Raw genomic sequence first — 22,515 nt, 5'->3', positions numbered from 1 at the left:
TCTGTTGAGAAACAGAAACTCTTTCCTTTTTATGGTAAAATAGAAGGATAGAAAATGTGTATGAGGCTATTATGATAAATCGAATAACAGACAACAAATTTAAACTTGTATCCAAATACCAACCGTCTGGGGATCAACCGCAGGCCATCGAGCAGTTAGTGGATAATATTGAGGGTGGAGAAAAGGCTCAAATCTTGATGGGGGCGACTGGTACAGGAAAGACCTACACTATGAGTCAAGTCATTGCCCAGGTCAATAAACCAACTCTTGTCATTGCCCACAATAAAACCCTAGCGGGACAGCTCTATGGGGAGTTCAAGGAATTTTTCCCTGAAAATGCTGTTGAGTATTTCGTATCTTACTATGATTATTACCAGCCAGAAGCCTATGTACCTTCAAGCGATACTTATATAGAAAAAGACAGTTCAGTCAATGATGAAATTGATAAGCTTCGTCACTCTGCGACTTCAGCACTCTTGGAGCGTAATGATGTGATCATTGTTGCATCTGTGTCTTGTATCTATGGTTTGGGATCTCCTAAAGAATACGCTGATAGCGTGGTTAGTTTGCGTCCAGGTCTTGAAATCTCTCGAGATAAACTGCTCAATGATTTGGTGGACATTCAGTTTGAGCGCAATGACATTGACTTCCAACGGGGAAGATTTCGTGTACGTGGGGATGTGGTGGAAATTTTCCCAGCCTCTCGTGATGAGCATGCCTTTCGTGTTGAGTTTTTCGGGGATGAGATTGACCGTATCCGTGAAGTTGAAGCTCTAACTGGTCAAGTTCTGGGTGAAGTGGATCATTTGGCGATTTTCCCAGCCACTCACTTTGTGACCAATGATGACCATATGGAAGTAGCTATTGCTAAGATCGAGGCTGAGTTGGAGGAGCAGTTAGCTGTCTTTGAGAAGGAAGGTAAACTCCTCGAAGCGCAACGCTTGAAACAACGAACAGAATACGATATCGAGATGCTTCGTGAGATGGGCTATACAAACGGGGTTGAAAACTACTCCCGCCACATGGATGGACGAAGCGAAGGAGAGCCACCGTACACCCTTCTTGATTTCTTCCCTGATGATTTTTTGATTATGATTGATGAGAGCCACATGACCATGGGACAGATCAAGGGCATGTATAATGGAGACCGTTCACGTAAGGAAATGTTGGTTAATTACGGTTTCCGTTTGCCATCTGCCTTGGATAATCGTCCCCTTCGTCGTGAAGAGTTTGAAAGTCATGTTCACCAGATCGTCTATGTTTCAGCGACACCTGGTGATTATGAACACGAGCAGACTGCCACCGTTATTGAGCAAATCATTCGTCCGACTGGTCTTTTGGATCCAGAAGTGGAAGTACGTCCGACTATGGGACAAATTGATGACCTCTTAGGTGAAATCAATGCCCGTGTTGAAAAGAACGAACGGACCTTTATTACAACCTTGACCAAGAAAATGGCTGAAGACTTGACCGATTATTTCAAAGAAATGGGGATTAAGGTCAAGTACATGCACTCGGATATCAAAACTTTAGAACGAACAGAGATTATCCGTGACCTGCGTTTGGGTGTTTTTGATGTCTTGGTCGGAATTAACCTCCTTCGTGAAGGGATTGATGTTCCAGAAGTAAGTTTAGTTGCTATTCTCGATGCCGACAAGGAAGGTTTCCTTCGTAATGAGCGTGGACTCATTCAGACCATCGGTCGTTCTGCCCGAAATAGTGAGGGGCATGTTATCATGTATGCTGACACTATGACTCAGTCTATGCAACGTGCCATTGATGAAACGGCCCGTCGTCGTAAAATCCAGATGGCCTATAATGAAGAGCACGGCATTGTCCCACAAACTATTAAGAAGGAAATCCGTGACCTGATTTCTGTAACCAAGGTAGTTGCTAAGGAAGAGGACAAGGAAGTCGATATCAATAGCCTTAACAAACAAGAACGTAAAGAACTGGTAAAGAAACTGGAAAAACAAATGCAAGAAGCCGTCGAAGTGCTTGACTTTGAACTAGCAGCTCAGATTCGTGATATGATGCTGGAAGTCAAGGCCTTGGATTAGATAGGAGAGAACTTTTGAAAATTCTAGTCATCAATGGACACCCTGATAAGGAAAGTTACTGTCAGGCTATTTTTCAAACCATTGTAGAAAATATTGACTCAGCTCGTCATGAACTTGAAGTCATCAACCTTAATGAAGAGGACTTTGATCCTGTTTTACGTTATGGCTATCGAAAACGTATGGACGAAGATTCTTTTATCCTTCGTTCCCAAGAATTAATCCAGTGGGCGGATCACCTGATCTTTGTTTATCCCATCTGGTGGAGTAGTATGCCTAGCCTTATGAAGGGCTGGATCGATCGGGTCTTTACACCGGGGATTGCCTACTCGGCCAATGATCAAGGAAGCTTCATCTGGAATTACCTTAGAGGCAAGCAGTTTAAAAAGTTATTAAAAGGGAAAACAGCCAGTATTTACGCAACCTCCATGGCGCCTACTTGGTGGTACAAGATCTTTTCGGGCCCTCTCAACATTCCTGATAGTTATGGTATCTCTGTTTTGAAGAATGCCGTCTTGAACCATTGTGGAATCAAAACCAAGCGCGTGTGTATCTTAGGAGAAGTCGGCCGGGATGTGAATACCGCTAGTATGCGGGAACAGCATCTCAAAAAGGTCGCAGCAGAAGTGAAGAAAATATCATGAAACAAGAAAATAAGAGTCAGAAAAAATCAAAAAAGTCCCATAAGCCACATCAAAAAATGAGCTGGCTAGATAAAGTAAAATTGTGGTTGTTACAACATTCAAAAATAGCTTTTCTATTAGATAGTAGTATATTTTTTTTATCAGCTTTTGGGGTATTCTATTTGTTGTTTGGAACAACTCTTATTCCAAAACCCTATCAAAACTTCAATTATGTCTTTCCGCTCTTTCTGAATCTTATATTCTTAGTGAACATCCTTTATCAAGGTGTTTTTAGAGATAATTTCGGTGGAATGCTGACAATACAAGATTTTGCAGATCCATTCTTGTACCTAAATGGAGTAGGTTTGTTGTTTCACTCATTTTTCGGAATAATGGGTAGAAATAGAAAGTCTATTCCTCCCTTGCTAACCTTAGATCACCGCTACATCTGGTTTCCAATTCTTACTTATATAACTTTCTTCTTAGTGGCTGCTTTGATCATTTTAATTTCCAAGTATATTGAAAAGAAAAAGGGAAAAGAAGAAAATAAGGAAATCCACTCAAATGAGAAAGAATAAAAGAAATTCAAATACAAAAAAGAATCTCTCAATGAAAGAAAGTTTTCATCTTTGGCTAGATTCTCATAAATTTTTAGGATTCTTCTTGATCCTCGGTCTTATCCTAGCAATAGGACTAAGTTTGAATCTAATTTTTGAATGTCTCCCTATTCCTTCGCCATACAGAGATATCAACTATAGTTTTCCGATATATATAAATCTTTTTTGTCTGGTATATCGATTATTTGACTATTGGTTCTTAGACTTGTCTGGGGCAAGGATGACAATAAAAAGATTTGCAGATTTATTTATCTATCTTAATAGTATCGGTTTAATAGTCCATCTCTTTATTGGGATTGGTGGGAAAAATAGTAAAGGAATTTTACCTTCTCTCTTATCCCTAGATCACCGCTATATTTGGTTCCCTATAGCAACCTATCTGGTCTTTTTTACTGTAGCTGCTTTAATGATTCTATTTATGAGATATATTGAAAAGAAAAGGAGTTAATCATGAGAAAACATCTAACAATATTTAGGATTCTTTACCTACTGTTCTTGGTATTTGCCTTAATTCATTTTGTCCTAGGTTTATTTGGTTTAGCTTTTACCCCAGTTTTGTGGAATGTCTGGTTTTTTGGTCTCTGCTTAACCCTATTTATCCATCCATGGACAATCTTTTATAAAAAGAGAATCTTTCAATGGCATCATTTGATTTTTCAAGCTCTCAGCGGATTCTTTGCTCTCATAATCTGGTTCGTAATATTTTTCTTTTTCTCCATGGTTCCAGATTCATCTATGCCTATCAATATAGATTATCAGGTGAATAGTAAAGATAAGGAAATTAGAATCATCAGAGGTTCCTTACTCCATGAAATTCATGAATATCATGACTTAGTTAATCCTTTGATTATGAAATCTAAAGTTAAGTATAAGATAGAAAATTAAAGATTAGAAAGTGAGTCCTATGTCTCGAGCACAATTAACCATTCTTACCAATATTTGTATGATTGAAGATCTAGAAAAGCAGCGCGTGGTTATGCAGTATCGTTCACCCGAAAGCAATCGCTGGTCTGGCTATGCCTTTCCAGGAGGTCATGTCGAAGACGGAGAGGCTTTTGCAGAGTCAGTTATTCGCGAAATATACGAGGAAACAGGTCTGACGATTCAAAATCCTCAACTTGTCGGCATAAAAAATTGGCCCTTAGATACAGGTGAGCGTTATATTGTCTTTTGTTACAAGGCGACTGAGTTTACTGGTACTCTACAATCATCTGAAGAAGGAGAAGTGTCCTGGGTACAAAAAGACCAGATTCCAAATTTGGATCTGGCTTATGATATGTTACCTTTGATGGAGATGATGGAAGCTCCAGACAAGTCTGAATTTTTCTACCGTCACCGTACAGAGGACGGGTGGGAAAAGAAAATCTTTTAATCTTTTACTAAATAACCAAGCTGGTCCAAGGCCTTCTCAATATAGAGGAGGTCTTGTTCGTTTTCAGCTTCGACTAGGTGATAATGGACGCCATCTGTTAATTCAGAAAGTGGTCTAAAGTCAGACCGTTCGACTTGCTCTAAAAAATGCTGAACGTCACGGCGACAAGAGAGTTTAAGCAAGGTTTCAATTTCCCCGTAGACAGGATGATCAATTAAGGTATTCTGAACACGCCCCCCATTATCGACGATAGCTAGAAGTTCTTGACCGATTTCTTCCATCTCGTGCTTTACTTTAAACAGCTTGTGAACATACGGGTTGGTTTTGCTTTCTTTATAAATATAGCCACGATTGGTTGATAAGATAGGAGCACCGTCTGCACGAAGAACTGCAATGTCCTGAACGATAATCTGGCGAGTGACATGAAAATGTTCTGCTAAGCTTTTTCCGTTTTGAGGTTTTTGAGCTTCTTTTAAGAGTTGTAGAAGTGCTTCTTTTCGATTTTTTGTCATATTCTTCTTTCTTAACGCTTAACGACGTTTTTTCAATGCTTTATAAACAGCTAATGCTAAGTAATAGTCTACCATACTATGAATAATTGTACCAATACCAACCAGTACAAATAAGACATAGAACATATTCTCTACATTTGTTCCAGTTCCTGCATAAAAGATAATACAAGCAAAGACTTCGGCAATAGCGTGTACTAAACCAAGTACAAAGTTAAAAATCAAAGAAGATTTTGGATTATCTAAGGTTTGAGGATGTTTTTGCAGATAGAAGGCGCCCAAAGTGCCAAAAAAGATATGGGAGAAAGCTCGAAGTACAATGACAATTGGATAACCAGCCATGAGGAATCCTAGGCTAGAAGCTATAATGACAAAGATTGCCATCCAAGGAGAAAGAAACATAGCGATAAAGATTGCAACGTGGCTTCCTAGAGTGTAAGAAGCGGGCGGAATAACAATCTTGAAGGGCATCGCCAAGGGAATCAAAATAGCGATAGCAGTTAGCAATGCGGTTACAGTCATGAATTGGGTTTTCTTTTGTGTATTCATAATAACTCCTTTTTGTGTGTATATACAGTTGTATAGTACACTAAATAATATTATCCGTCAAGATAGAAATTGAATTTTGAAGGAAAAATAGTTAAAATAAAGTAAAGTAAAGTATCTTAGTAAGAATAGAGAGTCAAGATGGTAGATATTCTTTATCCAATTTTTATCATTCATTACATATCTAAGCAGAAAAAATTAGGATTCCAAGTATCTAAATTTACTACATTTACAGCCTATAGTTTCTTAATGATTTCGATAATAAGAATCGCATTTGGTTCCTTAGCTCTGATTGTTTTCTCGATACCCATTTTCGGTTTCCTCTATTTCAGTATCATAGGGCTCATTCTTTATCACCTTAGCATTATTTATGGCATAATCCTACTTTTCTTGTCATTAACTTTTTTCTTAGACAGTCAAAAATCTAATCAGGACATTCAGGTCACGGGAAATACTCCATTCATATTTCATGTGTTAATGTTGTTCTTTCATGCGCTCTTAATCTATAATACCTTGATACCAGTATTTTCCATTTACTGAGAAAATATTTAAATATTCTTCTCTAAGTGGCAGTAGGATTGAGAAAAAACTCAATTTTTTTTAAAAAATACTTGCTTTGATAGAATTCTTGTGATATACTTATAAACGGTTTGAAAAAACTGCCTAAGACAGTAGGGGAGCGAGACTCATAAATATCCTACCGAGGACAAAACGTATCATGTAAAAAGAAGCGTATTGTACTTTCGTGTCTAGGTTTGGGCGCGTTTTTCTTTTGGAAAAATTCCCCAAGCAAAATAATTACGGAGGTGAACACACTAATGAGTGAAGCAATTATTGCTAAGAAAGCGGAACTAGTTGACGTAGTAGCTGAGAAAATGAAAGCTGCTGCATCAATCGTCGTTGTAGACGCTCGTGGTTTGACAGTTGAACAAGATACAGTTCTTCGTCGTGAGCTTCGTGGAAGCGAAGTTGAGTATAAAGTTATCAAAAACTCAATCTTACGTCGTGCAGCTGAAAAAGCTGGTCTTGAAGATCTTGCATCTGTTTTTGTTGGACCATCTGCAGTAGCATTTTCTAACGAAGATGTTATCGCACCAGCGAAAATCTTGAACGACTTTGCTAAAAACGCTGAAGCACTTGAAATCAAAGGTGGTGCAATCGAAGGCGCTGTCGCATCAAAAGAAGAAATCGTTGCTCTTGCAACTCTTCCAAGTCGCGAAGGACTTCTTTCTATGCTCCTTTCTGTACTTCAAGCGCCAGTGCGCAACGTTGCTCTTGCAGTCAAAGCGGTTGCAGACAACAAAGAAGACGCAGCTTAATCATAAGCTACGCAGCGTAGCCTAGCTACAAAAAAATAACAAAATTAAATTTAAACTTATTTGGAGGAAATAACAATGGCATTGAACATTGAAAACATTATTGCTGAAATTAAAGAAGCTTCAATCCTTGAATTGAACGACCTTGTAAAAGCTATCGAAGAAGAATTTGGTGTAACTGCAGCTGCTCCTGTAGCTGTTGCTGCAGCTGGTGCTGCTGACGCTGGTGCTGCTAAAGACTCATTTGACGTTGAATTGACAGCTGCTGGTGACAAAAAAGTTGGCGTTATCAAAGTTGTACGTGAAATCACTGGTCTTGGACTTAAAGAAGCTAAAGAACTTGTTGATGGTGCACCAGGTGTCATCAAAGAAGGCGTTCCAACTGCAGAAGCTGAAGAAATCAAAGCTAAATTGGAAGAAGCTGGAGCTTCAGTTACTCTTAAATAATAGAGCGACTACATTTGTAGCTTAAAAACATGATTAAACCGCTATTCTTAGGAGTAGTGGTTTTTCTTTTTGTTCAAAAAGGGGCAAGAAAGAGAATGGCGTTAAATTAGTATTTCTATTTTAGGTGAATTATTGGAGATTCCTTATGAAAATAATTTTACTTTTTAATTGCATTTTGTTATAATAGACGCAAGAAAGAATATCTTATCGGTAAATCCTAAGCGAGCCTGAGATAGTGGGAGTCAGGTGGTTAAGAGATAAGTGTGGCGCTTTTGGTATTTTAATAAAAAATAATGAAGTAATAAATTAGGGTGGAACCGCGTTTTTGACGCCCCTAGGTCACTTGACTTAGGAGCAAAGACACGGTTCTTTTTGTATCCAAAGTCGTTAGAATTTAAAAAAGGAGTTAATAATGTCTAAAAAACTAACCTTCCAAGAGATTATCTTGACTTTGCAACAATACTGGAATGACCAGGGTTGTATGCTGATGCAGGCTTATGATAACGAAAAAGGTGCGGGAACCATGAGTCCTTACACTTTCCTTCGTGCCATTGGTCCTGAGCCATGGAATGCGGCTTATGTAGAACCATCTCGTCGTCCTGCTGACGGTCGTTACGGAGAAAACCCAAATCGTCTCTACCAACACCACCAATTCCAAGTAGTTATGAAACCATCTCCATCAAATATCCAAGAACTCTACCTTGAGTCTTTGGAAAAATTGGGAATCAACCCATTGGAACACGATATTCGTTTCGTTGAAGATAACTGGGAAAATCCATCAACTGGTTCAGCTGGTCTTGGATGGGAAGTGTGGCTTGATGGTATGGAAATCACCCAGTTCACTTACTTCCAACAAGTCGGTGGTTTAGCAACAGGTCCTGTTACCGCCGAGGTCACTTATGGATTGGAACGCTTAGCTTCTTATATCCAAGAAGTAGACTCAGTTTACGATATTGAGTGGGCTCCAGGTGTTAAATATGGAGAAATCTTCCTTCAGCCAGAATATGAGCATTCAAAATACAGCTTTGAAGTTTCTGACCAAGATATGCTTCTTGAAAACTTTGAAAAGTTTGAAAAAGAAGCTGGACGTGCTTTGGAATTAGGCCTTGTGCACCCAGCCTATGACTACGTTTTGAAATGTTCACATACCTTCAACTTGCTTGACGCTCGTGGAGCGGTATCAGTTACAGAACGTGCCGGTTACATTGCCCGCATCCGTAACTTGGCCCGTGTCGTTGCTAAAACCTTCGTCGCAGAACGTAAGAAACTCGGTTACCCACTGCTAGACGAAGCCACCCGCGCAAAACTCCTAGCAGAAGAGGAAGAATAGACAGAATTACAGGAATAAATGACTGAAAGTCGACCGTAGGTCGCTAAATAAAACAAGACCTCTGTAGTGAAAGTCGGATAAGAAGTTTCTTATCCGACTGGGGAACTGACGAGACTTAAGGCTTGACAGTTAGCAATGAAACTGAAGGTTTGCTTGCGTCCCCCACTACTAAAGGTCTTGTTGAAGAAAATTAATTGATTGTGTAAAGGAAAAAACATGACAAAAAACTTATTAGTAGAACTAGGACTCGAAGAGTTACCAGCCTACGTTGTCACACCAAGTGAAAAACAACTCGGCGAAAAAATGGCAGCCTTCTTGGATGACAACCGCCTTTCATATGAAGGGATTCAAACATTTTCAACTCCACGTCGTTTAGCTGTTCGTGTACTTGGTTTAGCAGACCAACAAACAGATTTGACTGAAGATTTTAAAGGACCTTCTAAGAAAATTGCTTTGGATGCAGAAGGAAATTTCTCTAAAGCAGCACAAGGGTTTGTCCGTGGAAAAGGCTTGACTGTAGATGACATTGAATTCCGTGAAATCAAAGGTGAAGAATACGTCTATGTAACTAAGCATGAAGCTGGAAAACCAGCGGAAGAAGTTCTGACTGGAATTCCAGAAGTCTTGGCTAGCTTAAATTTCCCTGTTAGCATGCGTTGGGCAAACAATACTTTTGAATATATCCGTCCAGTCCACACTTTGACAGTGCTTTTGGATGATGAAGCTCTTGACCTAGATTTCTTAGATATTCATTCAGGCAGAGTCAGCCGCGGACATCGCTTCCTTGGACATGAAGTTGAAATCCGTCATGCTGATAGTTACGAAGAAGACTTACGCAAAGTCTATGTCATTGCTGATAGCATTGAACGTGAAAATATGATTCGTGAACAAATTAAGGAAATTGAAGCAGAACATGGCGTTCAAGTACAGATTGATGAAGGACTTTTAAACGAAGTCTTAAACTTGGTTGAATATCCAACCGCTTTTATGGGTAATTTTGAGCCTAAATACCTAGAAGTTCCAGAAGAAGTTTTGGTTACTTCAATGGAAACTCATCAACGTTATTTTGTTGTCCGTGATCTTGATGGAAACCTAAGACCAAACTTCATTTCAGTTCGTAACGGAAATGCTGAACACTTGGAAAATGTCATTCGAGGAAATGAGAAAGTTTTGGTTGCTCGTTTGGAAGATGGAGAATTCTTCTGGCGTGAAGACCAAAAACTCAAGATTGAAGATTTAGTTGCTAAACTTTCACACGTTACCTTCCATGAAAAGATTGGATCACTTCGTGAACACATGATTCGTACAGGGCAAATTGCTATCCTGCTAGCAGAAAAAGCTGGTCTATCAGTTGATGAATCTATTGATCTTGCTCGTGCTGCAGCCATTTATAAATTTGACCTCTTAACCGGTATGGTTGGTGAATTTGATGAGCTTCAAGGGATCATGGGTGAGAAGTATGCGATTCTTGCAGGTGAAAATGCTGCAGTGGCACAAGCAATCCGTGAACACTACCTTCCAGACTCAGCAGACGGAGCTCTTCCTGAATCTAAAGTTGGAGCAATACTTGCACTAGCCGATAAATTAGATACTCTCTTATCTTTCTTCTCTGTTGGTTTGATTCCATCTGGTTCTAACGACCCTTATGCCCTTCGTCGTGCAACACAAGGGATTGTTCGAATCTTAGAAGACTTTGGATGGAATATTCCGATGGACGAGTTGATTGCCAGTCTTTATGCTTTATCGTTTGATAGTTTAACTTACGATAACCAAGAAGAAGTGCTTAACTTCATCAAAGCTCGTGTTGATAAGATGATGGATTCTACAGCAAAAGATATTAAAGAAGCTGTTCTAGCAAGCTCAAACTTTGTTGTCTCTGATATGATTGAAGCGGCAGAAGCTCTTTCAGAAGCTGCTAAAACTGAAGATTACAAATCATCAGTTGAGTCATTATCTCGTGCCTTTAACCTAGCAGAAAAGGCAGAAGGTTCAGTCAAAGTTGATGCAAATCTCTTTGAAAATGAGCAGGAAAAAGAACTAGCTCAAGCTGTAGAAAGCTTAGAATTGAAAGGTTCAGCTAGTGATAAATTAGAGCAATTATTTGCTCTTAGTCCAGTTATTGATGCATTCTTTGACAATACCATGGTTATGGCAGAGGATATTGATGTTAAGAATAATCGTTTGGCTATTCTAGCTGAACTTGTCAATAAAGCAAAAACAGTGGCTGCTTTTAACCTTCTTAATACAAAATAGTAATTGAAAAATAGATTGGAGGTCCAAATATGACACCAGAAAAAATCGCTCGTATTAATGAACTTGCTAAAAAGAAAAAAACAGAAGGCTTGACTGCGGAAGAAAAAGTAGAACAAGCCAAACTTCGTGAGGAATATATCGAAGGCTATCGTCGTTCAGTACGTCATCACGTTGAAGGAATCAAAATCGTCGATGAAGATGGTAATGATGTGACTCCTGAAAAACTTCGTCAAGTGCAACGAGAAAAAGGTTTACACGGCCGTAGTCTTGATGATCCGAATTCATAAATAAAAAAATTCTCGGTTTGTGTGTGCGAACCGAGATTTCTATTATAAAAAAGGAACCATTTTGGGTTCCTTTTTGTTAGTTATTAGTTACTTGCACCAGAAGTAGCATCAGCAGCTCCGTGGGCACCATCACCATGTCCTCCAGCATCAGATGCACCAGAAGTAGCATCGGCATCTCCGTGACCTCCAGCAGCAGGAGCAAAAGGTCCGCTACCGCCTACCAAACGTTGACCAGTTTCTTTCAAGTACCAGTCAAGCCATGGTTGGAAGTTAAAGACAATTTCATTGATACCAGCATATGATCCATCAGGATAGTACATAGCTTGGTAGTTGTGAGTATTGATAACACCTGCAGGTGAACCAGGAACAATTGTACGTACGTATTCTTGGTTGCCATTGCGAAGCGTACCAATAACCCACTCAACATTTTTCATACGTGCAGGTGGAAGTGATCCGTGAACTGTTGACATACGGCTACCAGATTGAGGTGGCACACGTTTCGCAAACATTGTTTCTGGATCTTGATGAGCGTTGTTGTAGTATAGGAATTGGTTGTTGTCATCAGCATATGTCAATTCAAAAGGCATAGCTTTCAAGAACATATCGATTTGGTTAACTGTAAGGATACCATGGTCAAGTTTAACGTATGTATCACCTGAAACAGCACCTGTGATTTCTGCAACTTTTTCTACCCATTCTGGATCATCAGGGTCAACTTCTGTAATAGTTGTGGCAATTGGTTTTCCACAATCCAAGTCTTCTGGTTCAATTGGTTTTGGTTTTTTCAAATTAGAAACGACTCCTACGTATTTGACAAAGTTATCTAAGCAAGTTTCAAGGAATTTAACAGTTCCTTCGTTAATAATATTTCCTTTTGCATCAAAAGCTTCTTTGGCTTTTCCAAGAAGGAACTCATTACCTGGTAATGTGTAGGCATTTACTCCTGGCGCATCAAGAATTTTACGAAGGTGAACTTGAGCACGTGAAGTTCCTTGATCGTAGTATGAAGCACCCACAATCATAACTGGTTTGTTTTCAAATGGATGAACTTCGTATGAAAGCCATTCAAGGACTGACTTAAGTGAAGCAGAAATAGTGTGGTTGTGCTCTGGAGTAGCAATAATCACACCATCAGCTCGAGTGATTTTGTTATAAAGAAGGCGCAACTGGAAGCTCTCGTCCCATTTTTCGTCTTGGTTAAACATTGGAACTTCATCGATTTCCAAAACTTCTAGTTCAAATTTAAATTTAAACTGACGGCGGATGAACTCCAAGAGTTTGCGGTTATATGATTGATCGTAGTTTGATCCAACAAGTCCAACAAATTTCATTCTTTCGATCTCCTATCTTACAAATTTTCCCAATCAAAATCTTCAGCATCTTTGCGAAGAAGCTCTTGTGCGTTACGCAATTTCTCAGTAACTTTAACAAAGATACGGAAGTCATCAAAGATGGCATCCAATTTCTTGATGACATCAAGATCTACCAAGTCACCATTTTGATCAAATGCTTGAAGAGAATGTGAAAGCAAGAATTCATCTGGGAGAACATTTGCTTTGATTTCAGGAGCATTAAGAATTTGACGAAGTTGCAATTGAGCACGTGATGAACCGAGTGTACCATATGAAGCACCTGTAATCATGACAGGTTTGTTCAAAAGCGGGAATACACCATATGAAATCCAAGCAAGAGCGCTCATAAGAACAGCTGGGATTGAGTGGTCGTATTCTGGAGTACCGATAATAACTCCATCAGCAGCTTCGATTTTAGCAGCGATTTCCGTAGCTTCAGCTGGGATTTGTTTGTCAGCTGGTTTGTTAAATACAGGTAGATCCTTAATTTCTACCAATTCGATTTCTGCTTTATCAGCAAAGTGTTTCTGCATATATTGAAGCAGTTGGCGGTTTGTGGAACGTTTTGAGTTAGTTCCTACAATAGCAATAAGTTTAAGCATGGGCTTTCCTTTCTCTTTTTGCATTATTAATGATTTATCGTTGGATACCAGATGAACAAGCTAAGCGTCCATCTTTGTCAATGAGGATGGCTTCGATACCATCAATATTTTCGACTTGCCACATAATAGAGGCGCTACGTTCGCCAAATAATCGTGTGGTCCATATCTCGCCGTCAACAGAGCGGTCAGATATAATGGTTAAACTAGCTAAATCCGTTTTAATAGGATAGCCTGTTTCACTATCGAAAATATGGTGATAATCCTTGCCATTGATTTCAAGATGCCGTTCATAAATCCCAGATGTAACCACTGTTTTTCCAGTAATAGACAAGGTCATCAGGTGATTACCGCGTGGATTATTTGGATCTTGAATGCCGATTTGCCACGGACGTCCATCTTTTGCTTGGTTGTTCCCAATTGTGAGGATGTTTCCTCCAAGATTGATAAGAGCAGAAGTGACGCCGTTTTCTTTTAAGAAAGCTGCAACCTTATCTGCACTGTACCCCTTTGCTAAACACCCTAAGTCAATTTTCATTCCCTTTTTTTCTAGGAAAACTGTAGAATTGACTGAATCGAGTTTAATAAAATGAGGGTCTATTAGTGCTAAGGCTGAAGCAATTTCTTCAGGGCTTGCAACCTTTGCATCGGAAAAACCGATACGCCAGGTTTGAACCAAAGGCCCTATACCAATATTGAGATGACTTTTAGGTGCTAGACTGTGTTCTAGACCTAATGAAATCAGCTCAAACAAATCAGGGTGGACTTTAACTGGGGCAATACCTGCCTGATAGTTAATTTCCATTAATTCAGATTCAGTACTGTTAGCATTGAAGCGGAATTCAAGTTTCTTGAGCAAATCAAAAGCTTGACGGAGAAGATTATCGGCTTGTTCATGCACTAAGGAAATAGTAATCATAGTTCCCATTAATCGCTCAGATGATGAACTAAGAGGCAAAGAATCAACTCCCTTCAAATCACTGGGAAATAGCTACAAATCTTAATTTAAAAAGAGATTAAGAATTTATAATTTATTTCCATATAAATAGAATATCATAAAGTCAGCGTTTTCACAAATCATTTTTTACAAAAAGTCAAGAAATATGCTTAAAAAATTAAAAACAGCTCTAAATCAATGAGGACTCTTTGAAAATAAGTTGATATATCTTTCAAAAACTTTCTTAAATAACATCAAACGGGTCAAAAGTCTTGAAAACGTTCACAGATAATGGTATACTTGAGAGGTAAATAAAAAAATAAAGGTAGGATTTATCTTATGAGTAAAATCGTAGTCGTGGGTGCTAACCACGCTGGTACTGCATGTATCAATACTATGTTGGACAATTTTGGAAACGAAAACGAAATCGTTGTATTTGACCAAAACTCAAATATCTCATTCCTTGGATGTGGAATGGCGCTTTGGATCGGGGAACAAATCGACGGAGCTGAAGGCTTGTTCTACTCTGATAAAGAAAAATTGGAAGCTAAGGGTGCAAAAGTTTACATGAACTCACCAGTTCTTTCAATTGACTATGACAATAAAGTTGTTACTGCAGAAGTTGACGGTAAAGAGCACAAAGAATCATATGAAAAATTGATTTTTGCTACTGGTTCAACTCCAATCTTGCCACCAATCGAAGGCGTTGAAATCGTTAAAGGTAACCGTGAGTTCAAAGCAACTCTTGAAAACGTACAATTCGTTAAATTGTACCAAAACGCAGAAGAAGTTATTGAAAAACTTGCTGACAAGAGCAAACACCTTGAGCGTATCGCTGTTGTAGGTGGTGGTTACATCGGTGTTGAACTTGCCGAAGCTTTCGAACGTCTTGGAAAAGAAGTTGTCCTTGTTGATATCGTTGACACTGTATTGAACGGATACTATGACAAAGACTTCACACAAATGATGGCTAAAAACTTGGAAGACCACAACATCCGTTTGGCACTTGGTCAAACTGTTAAAGCTATCGAAGGTGACGGTAAAGTTGAACGCTTGATCACTGACAAAGAAACATTTGATGTGGATATGGTTGTCCTTGCGGTTGGTTTCCGTCCAAACACAGCTCTTGCTGATGGTAAGATTGAACTCTTCCGTAATGGTGCCTTCCTTGTAGACAAGAAACAAGAAACTTCAATCCCAGGTGTATACGCTGTTGGTGACTGTGCGACTGTTTATGACAACGCTCGTAAAGATACTAGCTACATCGCTCTTGCATCAAATGCGGTACGTACTGGTATCGTAGGTGCTTACAACGCTTGTGGACATGAGCTTGAAGGAATTGGTGTTCAAGGATCAAATGGTATCTCAATCTATGGTCTTCACATGGTTTCAACTGGTTTGACACTTGAAAAAGCAAAAGTTGCTGGTTACAACGCAACTGAAACTGGATTCAACGATCTTCAAAAACCAGAATTTATGAAGCATGACAACTATGAAGTAGCTATCAAGATCGTCTTTGATAAAGACAGCCGTGAAATCCTTGGTGCTCAAATGGTATCTCGTGATTCAGCAATTAGCATGGGAATTCACATGTTCTCACTTGCTATTCAAGAACACGTTACCATTGACAAATTAGCATTGACAGACCTATTCTTCTTGCCACACTTCAATAAACCATACAACTACATCACAATGGCTGCACTTACAGCAGAAAAATAATTGATGATATGACAAAAAAAGTAACTTCATCTTTGAAGTTACTTTTTTTATTTTAAGGTTAAGAAACCTCGTCTTTTGCTGGGAAAGTAAACCCTTCTCCAAGGATTTCGTGAGCTTCCGTGATAGTGATAAAGGCCATCGGATCAACTGTATGAATCATTTCTTTCATCTTGACAATTTCATTTCTTGCGACAATACAGTAAATAATCTTTAAGTCCTTTTTGCTATAGTAGCCTTGTCCTGAGATAAAGGTAACACCACGACCGAGTTCTTCATTGATTTTATCAGCTAATTCCATCGGTTTTTGAGTGATAATCATAAATCCTTTTCCAGCATATCCACCCTCACCGATTAAGTCAATAACTCTTGAAACGATGAAGTCAAATAAGAGAGTATAGGTTACAAGACGTAGGTCTTGGAAGATGATTAAAATCAACATTAGAATCAGAAAATCAAGTCCAAAAAGCAATTTTCCAACAGAGATATGGGTGTATTTATTAAGGATACGAGCGACGATATCAGTACCACCAGTTGTTCCACCCGCGTTGAAAATAACACCAAGTCCAACACCTAGGAGGACACCAGCTACTAAAGAAACCACAACGAGATCTCCTTCAAGGTTAAACTGAAGAGGAATCTTCTCAAAGGTAGCTAACCAGACGGAGACGGCAATGGTTCCAAGTAGACTGGAATATAGTGATCTCAGTCCAAATATTTTCCAAGCTAGTAAGAAGAGAGGGATATTAATCAAGATATTCATCAGCGAAATAGGGATGTTAAAGAGATAATAGGTAATCAAGGTTATCCCTGTTGCTCCACCTTCGAACAAGTGATGTGGAACAACAAAATAAGTAAGTCCGAAGGCGAAGATAGCAGCTCCGAATATAATAGTTATAGTTGATTTAATATGCCGAAGCATTGAGCTCCCCTCCTTTATATAAAAGTGTAGTAAGAGTTTCACTACAAATTTTTATCTTATAATTTCATGGATTGAATTTTTTCAGAATCAGGTGTCACACGTAGCGTCTTTTGACCTGTATAAGTCACGAATCCTGGTTTGCCACCAGTTGGTTTATTAAGCTTTTTAACCTCAATCATGTCCACTTGAACGAGATTAGAAAGACGTCCTTTCGAATAGTAGGCTGCGAGTTCTGCAGCATCCGTCTTGACTTCGTCAGAAGGATTGAGGTTTCCTGAGATGACAACGTGGCTTCCTGGGATATCCTTAGCATGGAACCAAAGTTCCTCTTTGCGTGCTATTTTAAAGGTCAACTCTTCATTTTGAAGATTGTTTCGTCCAACGAGAATAATGGTTTTACCATCGCTAGCCAGATATTTTTCTGGCTTTTTACGCTTTTGAATTTTCTCCCGTTGACGTCTTCTGATGAAGCCGGTTTGGATTAATTCCTCACGAATTTCAGCAATTTCATCTAACCCAGCTTGGTTGAGGACTGTTTCGACGCTTTCCAGATAAAGAATGGTTGCCTTGGTTTCTTCAATTAGTTCAGTCAGATATTTGACAGCCTCTTTTAATTTCTGATAACGTTTGAAGTATTTTTGAGCGTTTTGGTTTGGTGTTAAAGCCTTATCTAGTGCAATTGTGATAGGCTGATTGGTGTAATAATTATCTAAGACGACTTGGTCTTGATCATTTGGAACCTGATGAAGGAAAGTTGTTAGCAACTCTCCTTTTTGTCTGAATTCCTCCGCGTTTTCGGTAGCAAGCAGTTCTTTTTCTTGTTTCTTCAGTTTTTGGCGATTTTTTTGTAGTTCATTTTCAACACGACGAATGAGTTCACTAGCCTGTTGTTTGACACGATCACGTTCTGCCTTATCTTTGTAATAGACATCAAGTAATTGAGAAAGGTTGTCAAAACACTCCGTTGTTTTGCTAGAAAAAGGCACACAAGAGAAAGACTTGTCTGTTAAGCAAGGTTTGGTTTCTTGCTTAAAAAAGCTTCGGAAATTGGAAAGTCTATCATCAGTTAGTAAATTTTCTAATTCAGATGCCGTATCACGGCCTAAACCTTGGAAGAGGCTTTGAATATTTTTAGCTGTCAATTCCTGTGTTTGTAGGATTTCAAAAAGTTTTTCATCCTTAATGGTAAAAGGATTCAGAGCCTTTGTACTCGGAGGAGCTATATAGGTAGCACCAGGTAGGAGTGTACGGTAACTATTTTGTGAAAAGCCAATATGCTTTATAACTTCAAGAATCTTGTGACTACTTTTATCTACAAGGAGGATATTACTATGTTTACCCATAATCTCAATGATGAGGGTGGCTTGGATATTGTCTCCGATCTCATTTTTGTTAGAAACAGTGATTTCAACGATTCGATCGTTTTCAATCTGCTCGATAGACTCGATAACAGCACCCTGTAAATATTTCCTCAAAACCATGATAAAGGTAGAAGGTTGAGCAGGGTTTTCAAAAGTCGTTTCTGTCAACTGGATGCGTCCAAAAACAGGGTGAGCAGAAAGGAGCAGACGATGACTTTGGCGATTGCTACGGATTTGTAAGACCAATTCTTGGTCAAAGGGTTGATTAATTTTTTGAATGCGACCGTTTAGTAGTTCAGCTCGCAATTCCTCAACCATGTGGTGTAAAAAAAATCCATCAAATGACATGGTTCTCTCCTTATGAATGTATTCCATAGTATTATATCAAAAAGGTAGAATAAAATCATAGAAATATGGTATAATAAAGCCAAGTAAAGAGAATCGAGAAGCACATGTATATTGAAATGGTAGATGAAACTGGTCAGGTTTCTGAAGAAATTTTAAAGCAAACACAAGAAATTTTGGAATTTGCTGCTAAAAAAATTGGAAAAGAAGACAAGGAGATGGCAGTCACTTTTGTGACCAATGAACGCAGTCATGAACTCAATTTAGAGTTTCGTGATACTGACCGTCCAACAGACGTTATTAGCCTTGAATACAAACCTGAATTAGAGATTACCTTTGACGAAGAGGATTTGGCAGAAGACCCTGATTTAGCAGAAATGATGTCAGAATTTGATGCTTATATCGGCGAGTTATTCATTTCAATTGATAAAGCGCATGAGCAAGCTGAAGAGTACGGTCATAGTTTTGAACGTGAAATGGGCTTTTTAGCTGTGCACGGTTTTTTACACATAAACGGTTATGATCACTACACTCCGGAAGAAGAAGCGGAGATGTTCGGTTTACAAGAAGAAATTTTAACAGCCTATGGACTCACAAGACAATAAACGAAAATGGAAGAATCGCGACTTGCTTTCAAGTTTAGATTTTGCCCTGACAGGTATTTTTACTGCCATAAAAGAAGAGCGTAATATGAGAAAGCATGCAGTGACTTCTCTCTTGGTTCTACTTGCAGGCATTGTTTTTCAAGTTTCCAGAATTGAATGGCTCTTTCTCCTATTAAGCATTTTTTTAGTAATTGCTTTTGAGATTTTGAATTCTGCTATTGAAAATGTAGTGGATTTGGCTAGCCATTATCACTTCGATATGCTTGCAAAGAAGGCTAAAGACATGGCTGCAGGTGCAGTTCTTGTTGTGTCTTTATTTGCTGCAGTGACTGGACTTATCATTTTCATCCCTAGGATTTGGGATTTACTATTTTAAACATTATAGAGGTAACTATGACATTTAAATCAGGATTTGTAGCCATTTTAGGACGTCCCAACGTTGGGAAGTCAACTTTTTTGAACCACGTCATGGGGCAAAAAATTGCCATCATGAGTGATAAGGCGCAGACAACGCGCAACAAGATTATGGGAATCTACACGACCGATAAGGAACAGATTGTCTTTATCGATACCCCAGGGATTCACAAACCTAAGACAGCTCTTGGAGATTTCATGGTAGAATCAGCCTATAGCACTCTTCGTGAAGTCGACACGGTTCTCTTCATGGTTCCAGCAGACGAGCCACGAGGGAAGGGGGACGATATGATTATCGAACGCCTCAAAGCTGCTAAGGTTCCTGTGATTTTGGTGGTGAATAAAATTGACAAGGTTCACCCTGATCAACTTTTAGCTCAAATCGATGATTTCCGTAATCAGATGGACTTTAAGGAAATTGTTCCGATTTCAGCCCTTCAAGGAAATAATGTTTCCCATTTGATTGATATTTTGAGCGAAAACTTAGAAGAAGGTTTCCAATATTTTCCAGCTGATCAAATTACAGACCACCCAGAGCGTTTCCTAGTATCAGAGATGATTCGTGAAAAAGTGTTACACTTAACTCGCGAAGAAATTCCACACTCAGTTGCAGTAGTGGTTGATTCTATGAAACGAGATGAGGAAACCGATAAAGTTCATATCCGAGCAACTATTATGGTCGAGCGTGACAGCCAAAAAGGAATTATTATCGGTAAAGGTGGTGCTATGCTCAAGAAAATTGGTACCATGGCTCGTAAAGATATCGAACTCATGCTAGGGGACAAGGTCTTCCTAGAAACATGGGTCAAAGTTAAGAAAAATTGGCGCGATAAGAAATTAGATCTTGCCGATTTTGGGTACAACGAAAAGGAATACTAAGAAGAGGTGGGCAGTAGCCTGCTTCTTGTTTTTAGAAAAGGAGGAGCTATGCCTGAATTACCTGAGGTCGAAACGGTTCGGCGTGGACTAGAAAAATTGATTCTGGGGAAGAAGATTTCAAACATTAACATTCGTTACCCCAAAATGATTAAAACTGATTTGCCTGAATTTCAGAAGGAAATGCCTGGTCAAGTCATTCAATCAATGGGACGTCGTGGCAAGTATCTACTTTTCTATTTATCTGATAAAGTCCTTATCTCACATTTGAGAATGGAAGGCAAGTATTTTTATTACCCAGACCAAGTTCCAGAACGTAAACACGCCCATGTTTTGATTCATTTTGAAGATGGTGGTACTTTGGTGTATGAGGATGTTCGTAAGTTTGGGACTATGGAGTTACTTGCTTCTGAGCTTTTAGAGGCTTACTTTGTATCTAAAAAACTTGGACCAGAACCTACTGAACAGGATTTTGACTTAGAGATTTTTAGAGGCGCTTTGAAGAAATCTAAAAAGCCTATAAAATCGCATCTTCTCTACCAGACTTTGGTTACTGGATTAGGAAATATCTACGTAGATGAAGTTCTCTGGAGAGCGAAAGTTCATCCTTCTAGAACTTCTAATAGTTTAAGCACCCAAGAGGCCAGAAAAGTCCATGATGAAATAATTAAGGTTTTAGGAGAGGCTGTTGAAAAGGGTGGTTCAACGATTCGTACCTATACCAATGCTTTTGGAGATGATGGCACCATGCAGGAATTTCATCAAGTCTATGATAAAACTGGACAAGCTTGTTCTCGCTGTGGGGCTATTATCGAAAAAATACAGCTTGGTGGTCGAGGAACTCACTTTTGTCCCAAATGTCAAAGGAGAAAGTGATGGGAAGAATAATTGGAATTACTGGAAGCATTGCATCTGGGAAGTCAACTGTTACAAATTTTCTTAGACACAAAGGGTTTGAAGTCGTTGACGCGGATGCCCTTGTGCACCAACTACAAAAACCAGGTGGACGTCTATATCAGATTTTAGTGGAGCACTTTGGGGAGAAGATCCTTCTTGAGAATGGTGAACTGAATCGCCCCATTCTTGCTAGTCTTATTTTTTCAAATCCTGAAGAGCAGGAATGGTCTAAGAGAACCCAAGGTGAGATTATTCGTGAGGAGTTAGCTGCATTACGAAATCAGTTGACTCGGACTGAAGCACTTTTTTTCATGGATATTCCCCTGCTTTTTGAGCAGGAATATGCTTCATGGTTTGACGAAATTTGGTTAGTCTATGTAAATCGTGATGTCCAATTGGATCGATTAATGAAACGGGACCAAATTTCAAAAGAAGCAGCCGAATCTCGTTTAAACTCTCAATGGCCTTTAGAAAGAAAAATTAGTCTGGCTAGCCACAGTCTAGATAATAATGGAAATCAAGAACAGCTGATAGCTCAGGTAGTTCAGTTGCTTGATGAAATGTGTCTATAAATTAACTTTGTTAGGAAGGAGAATTTTGGTATTGTTTATCCAAATCATCTTAGATTGAAATAGTATCAAATACAAAAAATCTAGTGCGTGTAAAAATTAATCTAAAATGCTCCTCTTGTGGTAGCATGAATTATCTAACCAGTAAGAACTCTAAAACACATCCAGATAAGATTGAAGTCTTAAAGTATTGTCCCAAAGAAAGAAAAGTGACTCTACATCTTGAATCTAAGTAGAAATTATGGTAAAATAATAGGGATTTTAAGGAGTTTGATATGTATAACCTATTATTAACCATTTTATTAGTATTATCTGTTGTGATTGTGATTGCAATTTTTATGCAACCAACTAAAAATCAATCTAGCAATGTATTTGATGCCAGCTCAGGTGATTTGTTTGAACGTAGCAAAGCGCGTGGTTTTGAAGCCGTAATGCAACGTTTGACAGGAATCTTAGTCTTTTTCTGGCTAGCCATTGCCTTAGCATTGACGGTATTATCAAGTAGATAAGAAAATAATGGGCGAGACTAGGTCTTTGCCTATTTTTATTTTTGAAAGAAATAAGG

The 22,515-nt window shown here is 38.8% G+C and carries 26 protein-coding genes and 1 other annotated feature; of the genes, 19 read left to right on the top strand and 7 right to left on the bottom strand.

All coding sequences use genetic code 11. From position 1 onward, the window contains the following. Positions 1 to 71 precede the first annotated feature (71 nt). The 6 genes from uvrB to K1I61_RS03120 are packed head-to-tail and all read left to right on the top strand — an operon-like array spanning position 72 to position 4,669. Complete coding sequence (gene uvrB / locus K1I61_RS03145) at positions 72 to 2,060, top strand: excinuclease ABC subunit UvrB (protein WP_223334244.1); 1,989 nt, start codon at positions 72 to 74, stop codon at positions 2,058 to 2,060. 14 nt (positions 2,061 to 2,074) lie between these two features. After that, positions 2,075 to 2,701, top strand: coding sequence for an NAD(P)H-dependent oxidoreductase (locus K1I61_RS03140; RefSeq protein WP_223334246.1), 627 nt, complete (start codon positions 2,075 to 2,077; stop codon positions 2,699 to 2,701). After that, on the top strand, positions 2,698 to 3,258 hold the full coding sequence (locus tag K1I61_RS03135) for a hypothetical protein (protein WP_223334248.1): 561 nt from the start codon (positions 2,698 to 2,700) through the stop codon (positions 3,256 to 3,258). Before K1I61_RS03140 ends, K1I61_RS03135 begins: the two co-directional genes overlap by 4 nt. Further along, on the top strand, positions 3,245 to 3,745 hold the full coding sequence (locus K1I61_RS03130) for a hypothetical protein (RefSeq protein WP_223334250.1): 501 nt from the start codon (positions 3,245 to 3,247) through the stop codon (positions 3,743 to 3,745). The genes K1I61_RS03135 and K1I61_RS03130 overlap by 14 nt, the downstream gene beginning before the upstream one ends. 2 nt (positions 3,746 to 3,747) lie before the next feature. Next, complete coding sequence (locus K1I61_RS03125) at positions 3,748 to 4,182, top strand: hypothetical protein (protein ID WP_223334252.1); 435 nt, start codon at positions 3,748 to 3,750, stop codon at positions 4,180 to 4,182. A 19-nt stretch (positions 4,183 to 4,201) separates the two neighbouring features. Next, entirely contained in the window at positions 4,202 to 4,669 is a 468-nt protein-coding gene (locus K1I61_RS03120; protein ID WP_070678109.1) for an 8-oxo-dGTP diphosphatase, read from the top strand. Here K1I61_RS03120 and K1I61_RS03115 read toward each other — a convergent pair. Both K1I61_RS03115 and K1I61_RS03110 read right to left on the bottom strand, forming a co-directional pair. Further along, positions 4,666 to 5,181, bottom strand: coding sequence for a transcription repressor NadR (locus K1I61_RS03115; protein WP_006148386.1), 516 nt, complete (start codon positions 5,179 to 5,181; stop codon positions 4,666 to 4,668). The two genes, K1I61_RS03120 and K1I61_RS03115, sit on opposite strands and share 4 nt — an antisense overlap. An 18-nt stretch (positions 5,182 to 5,199) precedes the next feature. Beyond that, entirely contained in the window at positions 5,200 to 5,727 is a 528-nt protein-coding gene (locus tag K1I61_RS03110) for an ECF transporter S component (protein ID WP_223334254.1), read from the bottom strand. Positions 5,728 to 6,368: 641 nt separating this feature from the next. Continuing rightward, positions 6,369 to 6,504, top strand: a sequence feature (ribosomal protein L10 leader region). Positions 6,505 to 6,542: 38 nt separating this feature from the next. On the opposite strand from K1I61_RS03110, the gene rplJ reads away from it, so the two are divergent. From rplJ to K1I61_RS03085, 5 genes are all read left to right on the top strand, one after another. After that, on the top strand, positions 6,543 to 7,043 hold the full coding sequence (gene rplJ, locus K1I61_RS03105; RefSeq protein WP_074324875.1) for a 50S ribosomal protein L10: 501 nt from the start codon (positions 6,543 to 6,545) through the stop codon (positions 7,041 to 7,043). Positions 7,044 to 7,118: 75 nt separating this feature from the next. Continuing rightward, positions 7,119 to 7,487 (top strand): 50S ribosomal protein L7/L12, encoded by a 369-nt coding sequence (gene rplL, locus K1I61_RS03100; protein ID WP_001196964.1) that lies wholly within the window; start codon positions 7,119 to 7,121, stop codon positions 7,485 to 7,487. Positions 7,488 to 7,899: 412 nt separating this feature from the next. Beyond that, positions 7,900 to 8,817, top strand: a complete 918-nt coding sequence (gene glyQ / locus K1I61_RS03095; protein WP_000038760.1) for a glycine--tRNA ligase subunit alpha — start codon at positions 7,900 to 7,902, stop codon at positions 8,815 to 8,817. A 216-nt stretch (positions 8,818 to 9,033) separates the two neighbouring features. Further along, entirely contained in the window at positions 9,034 to 11,070 is a 2,037-nt protein-coding gene (gene glyS, locus K1I61_RS03090) for a glycine--tRNA ligase subunit beta (RefSeq protein ID WP_223334256.1), read from the top strand. Positions 11,071 to 11,099: 29 nt separating this feature from the next. Continuing rightward, the gene (locus tag K1I61_RS03085; RefSeq protein ID WP_070678121.1) at positions 11,100 to 11,357 is read left to right on the top strand and encodes a DUF896 family protein; all 258 of its coding nucleotides are present in this window, start codon (positions 11,100 to 11,102) and stop codon (positions 11,355 to 11,357) included. 83 nt (positions 11,358 to 11,440) lie between these two features. Here the strand turns inward: K1I61_RS03085 and K1I61_RS03080 are convergent, their stop codons facing one another. From K1I61_RS03080 to K1I61_RS03070, 3 genes are read right to left on the bottom strand one after another with little or no spacing between them, the layout of a single operon-like run. Further along, positions 11,441 to 12,688 (bottom strand): NAD(P)H-dependent oxidoreductase, encoded by a 1,248-nt coding sequence (locus tag K1I61_RS03080; RefSeq protein ID WP_223334258.1) that lies wholly within the window; start codon positions 12,686 to 12,688, stop codon positions 11,441 to 11,443. 17 nt (positions 12,689 to 12,705) lie between these two features. Further along, a complete protein-coding gene (locus K1I61_RS03075; RefSeq protein ID WP_004252640.1) occupies positions 12,706 to 13,311 on the bottom strand; it encodes an NADPH-dependent FMN reductase in 606 nt (201 codons plus the stop codon). A 34-nt stretch (positions 13,312 to 13,345) separates the two neighbouring features. Further along, entirely contained in the window at positions 13,346 to 14,266 is a 921-nt protein-coding gene (locus tag K1I61_RS03070) for an FAD:protein FMN transferase (RefSeq protein WP_223334260.1), read from the bottom strand. Positions 14,267 to 14,584: 318 nt separating this feature from the next. Between K1I61_RS03070 and nox the strand changes: the two genes are divergently transcribed. Next, entirely contained in the window at positions 14,585 to 15,964 is a 1,380-nt protein-coding gene (gene nox / locus K1I61_RS03065) for a H2O-forming NADH oxidase (protein ID WP_223334262.1), read from the top strand. A gap of 58 nt (positions 15,965 to 16,022) precedes the next feature. Here the strand turns inward: nox and K1I61_RS03060 are convergent, their stop codons facing one another. Beyond that, the gene (locus K1I61_RS03060; protein WP_223334264.1) at positions 16,023 to 16,883 is read right to left on the bottom strand and encodes a YitT family protein; all 861 of its coding nucleotides are present in this window, start codon (positions 16,881 to 16,883) and stop codon (positions 16,023 to 16,025) included. A gap of 56 nt (positions 16,884 to 16,939) precedes the next feature. Continuing rightward, positions 16,940 to 18,592 (bottom strand): Rqc2 family fibronectin-binding protein, encoded by a 1,653-nt coding sequence (locus tag K1I61_RS03055; protein ID WP_223334266.1) that lies wholly within the window; start codon positions 18,590 to 18,592, stop codon positions 16,940 to 16,942. 104 nt (positions 18,593 to 18,696) lie between these two features. On the opposite strand from K1I61_RS03055, the gene ybeY reads away from it, so the two are divergent. The 7 genes from ybeY to secG all read left to right on the top strand — a co-directional run bounded on the left by ybeY (position 18,697) and on the right by secG (position 22,459). Continuing rightward, positions 18,697 to 19,194, top strand: a complete 498-nt coding sequence (ybeY, locus tag K1I61_RS03050) for an rRNA maturation RNase YbeY (protein WP_223334268.1) — start codon at positions 18,697 to 18,699, stop codon at positions 19,192 to 19,194. After that, the gene (locus K1I61_RS03045; RefSeq protein WP_004252647.1) at positions 19,175 to 19,570 is read left to right on the top strand and encodes a diacylglycerol kinase family protein; all 396 of its coding nucleotides are present in this window, start codon (positions 19,175 to 19,177) and stop codon (positions 19,568 to 19,570) included. The genes ybeY and K1I61_RS03045 overlap by 20 nt, the downstream gene beginning before the upstream one ends. A gap of 17 nt (positions 19,571 to 19,587) precedes the next feature. Continuing rightward, positions 19,588 to 20,487 (top strand): GTPase Era, encoded by a 900-nt coding sequence (era, locus tag K1I61_RS03040; protein WP_223334270.1) that lies wholly within the window; start codon positions 19,588 to 19,590, stop codon positions 20,485 to 20,487. 48 nt (positions 20,488 to 20,535) lie between these two features. Beyond that, positions 20,536 to 21,360, top strand: a complete 825-nt coding sequence (gene mutM, locus K1I61_RS03035) for a DNA-formamidopyrimidine glycosylase (RefSeq protein WP_223334272.1) — start codon at positions 20,536 to 20,538, stop codon at positions 21,358 to 21,360. After that, positions 21,360 to 21,953, top strand: coding sequence for a dephospho-CoA kinase (coaE, locus tag K1I61_RS03030; RefSeq protein WP_223334274.1), 594 nt, complete (start codon positions 21,360 to 21,362; stop codon positions 21,951 to 21,953). The genes mutM and coaE overlap by 1 nt, the downstream gene beginning before the upstream one ends. Before the next feature lie 83 nt (positions 21,954 to 22,036). Further along, a complete protein-coding gene (gene rpmG, locus K1I61_RS03025; RefSeq protein ID WP_007519517.1) occupies positions 22,037 to 22,186 on the top strand; it encodes a 50S ribosomal protein L33 in 150 nt (49 codons plus the stop codon). Between the two features lie 39 nt (positions 22,187 to 22,225). After that, positions 22,226 to 22,459: a preprotein translocase subunit SecG gene (gene secG / locus K1I61_RS03020; protein WP_000282517.1), complete on the top strand. Its 234-nt coding sequence runs from the start codon at positions 22,226 to 22,228 to the stop codon at positions 22,457 to 22,459. The last annotated feature ends 56 nt before the right edge of the window (positions 22,460 to 22,515 follow it).

Source organism: Streptococcus infantis (assembly GCF_019929665.1).
Lineage (GTDB): Bacteria > Bacillota > Bacilli > Lactobacillales > Streptococcaceae > Streptococcus > Streptococcus infantis_H.
This window is presented reverse-complemented; position numbering and strand designations above follow the sequence as displayed.

What these genes read in the sequence shown, in the direction of transcription:
- uvrB (WP_223334244.1), top strand. Translation starts at nt 72, where the DNA reads ATGATAAATCGAATAACAGACAACAAATTTAAACTTGTATCCAAATAC.
- K1I61_RS03135 (WP_223334248.1), top strand. Translation starts at nt 2,698, where the DNA reads ATGAAACAAGAAAATAAGAGTCAGAAAAAATCAAAAAAGTCCCATAAG.
- K1I61_RS03130 (WP_223334250.1), top strand. Translation starts at nt 3,245, where the DNA reads ATGAGAAAGAATAAAAGAAATTCAAATACAAAAAAGAATCTCTCAATG.
- K1I61_RS03125 (WP_223334252.1), top strand. Translation starts at nt 3,748, where the DNA reads ATGAGAAAACATCTAACAATATTTAGGATTCTTTACCTACTGTTCTTG.
- K1I61_RS03120 (WP_070678109.1), top strand. Translation starts at nt 4,202, where the DNA reads ATGTCTCGAGCACAATTAACCATTCTTACCAATATTTGTATGATTGAA.
- K1I61_RS03115 (WP_006148386.1), bottom strand. Translation starts at nt 5,181, where the DNA reads ATGACAAAAAATCGAAAAGAAGCACTTCTACAACTCTTAAAAGAAGCT.
- K1I61_RS03110 (WP_223334254.1), bottom strand. Translation starts at nt 5,727, where the DNA reads ATGAATACACAAAAGAAAACCCAATTCATGACTGTAACCGCATTGCTA.
- rplJ (WP_074324875.1), top strand. Translation starts at nt 6,543, where the DNA reads ATGAGTGAAGCAATTATTGCTAAGAAAGCGGAACTAGTTGACGTAGTA.
- rplL (WP_001196964.1), top strand. Translation starts at nt 7,119, where the DNA reads ATGGCATTGAACATTGAAAACATTATTGCTGAAATTAAAGAAGCTTCA.
- glyQ (WP_000038760.1), top strand. Translation starts at nt 7,900, where the DNA reads ATGTCTAAAAAACTAACCTTCCAAGAGATTATCTTGACTTTGCAACAA.
- glyS (WP_223334256.1), top strand. Translation starts at nt 9,034, where the DNA reads ATGACAAAAAACTTATTAGTAGAACTAGGACTCGAAGAGTTACCAGCC.
- K1I61_RS03085 (WP_070678121.1), top strand. Translation starts at nt 11,100, where the DNA reads ATGACACCAGAAAAAATCGCTCGTATTAATGAACTTGCTAAAAAGAAA.
- K1I61_RS03080 (WP_223334258.1), bottom strand. Translation starts at nt 12,688, where the DNA reads ATGAAATTTGTTGGACTTGTTGGATCAAACTACGATCAATCATATAAC.
- K1I61_RS03075 (WP_004252640.1), bottom strand. Translation starts at nt 13,311, where the DNA reads ATGCTTAAACTTATTGCTATTGTAGGAACTAACTCAAAACGTTCCACA.
- nox (WP_223334262.1), top strand. Translation starts at nt 14,585, where the DNA reads ATGAGTAAAATCGTAGTCGTGGGTGCTAACCACGCTGGTACTGCATGT.
- K1I61_RS03060 (WP_223334264.1), bottom strand. Translation starts at nt 16,883, where the DNA reads ATGCTTCGGCATATTAAATCAACTATAACTATTATATTCGGAGCTGCT.
- K1I61_RS03055 (WP_223334266.1), bottom strand. Translation starts at nt 18,592, where the DNA reads ATGTCATTTGATGGATTTTTTTTACACCACATGGTTGAGGAATTGCGA.
- ybeY (WP_223334268.1), top strand. Translation starts at nt 18,697, where the DNA reads ATGTATATTGAAATGGTAGATGAAACTGGTCAGGTTTCTGAAGAAATT.
- K1I61_RS03045 (WP_004252647.1), top strand. Translation starts at nt 19,175, where the DNA reads ATGGACTCACAAGACAATAAACGAAAATGGAAGAATCGCGACTTGCTT.
- era (WP_223334270.1), top strand. Translation starts at nt 19,588, where the DNA reads ATGACATTTAAATCAGGATTTGTAGCCATTTTAGGACGTCCCAACGTT.
- mutM (WP_223334272.1), top strand. Translation starts at nt 20,536, where the DNA reads ATGCCTGAATTACCTGAGGTCGAAACGGTTCGGCGTGGACTAGAAAAA.
- coaE (WP_223334274.1), top strand. Translation starts at nt 21,360, where the DNA reads ATGGGAAGAATAATTGGAATTACTGGAAGCATTGCATCTGGGAAGTCA.
- secG (WP_000282517.1), top strand. Translation starts at nt 22,226, where the DNA reads ATGTATAACCTATTATTAACCATTTTATTAGTATTATCTGTTGTGATT.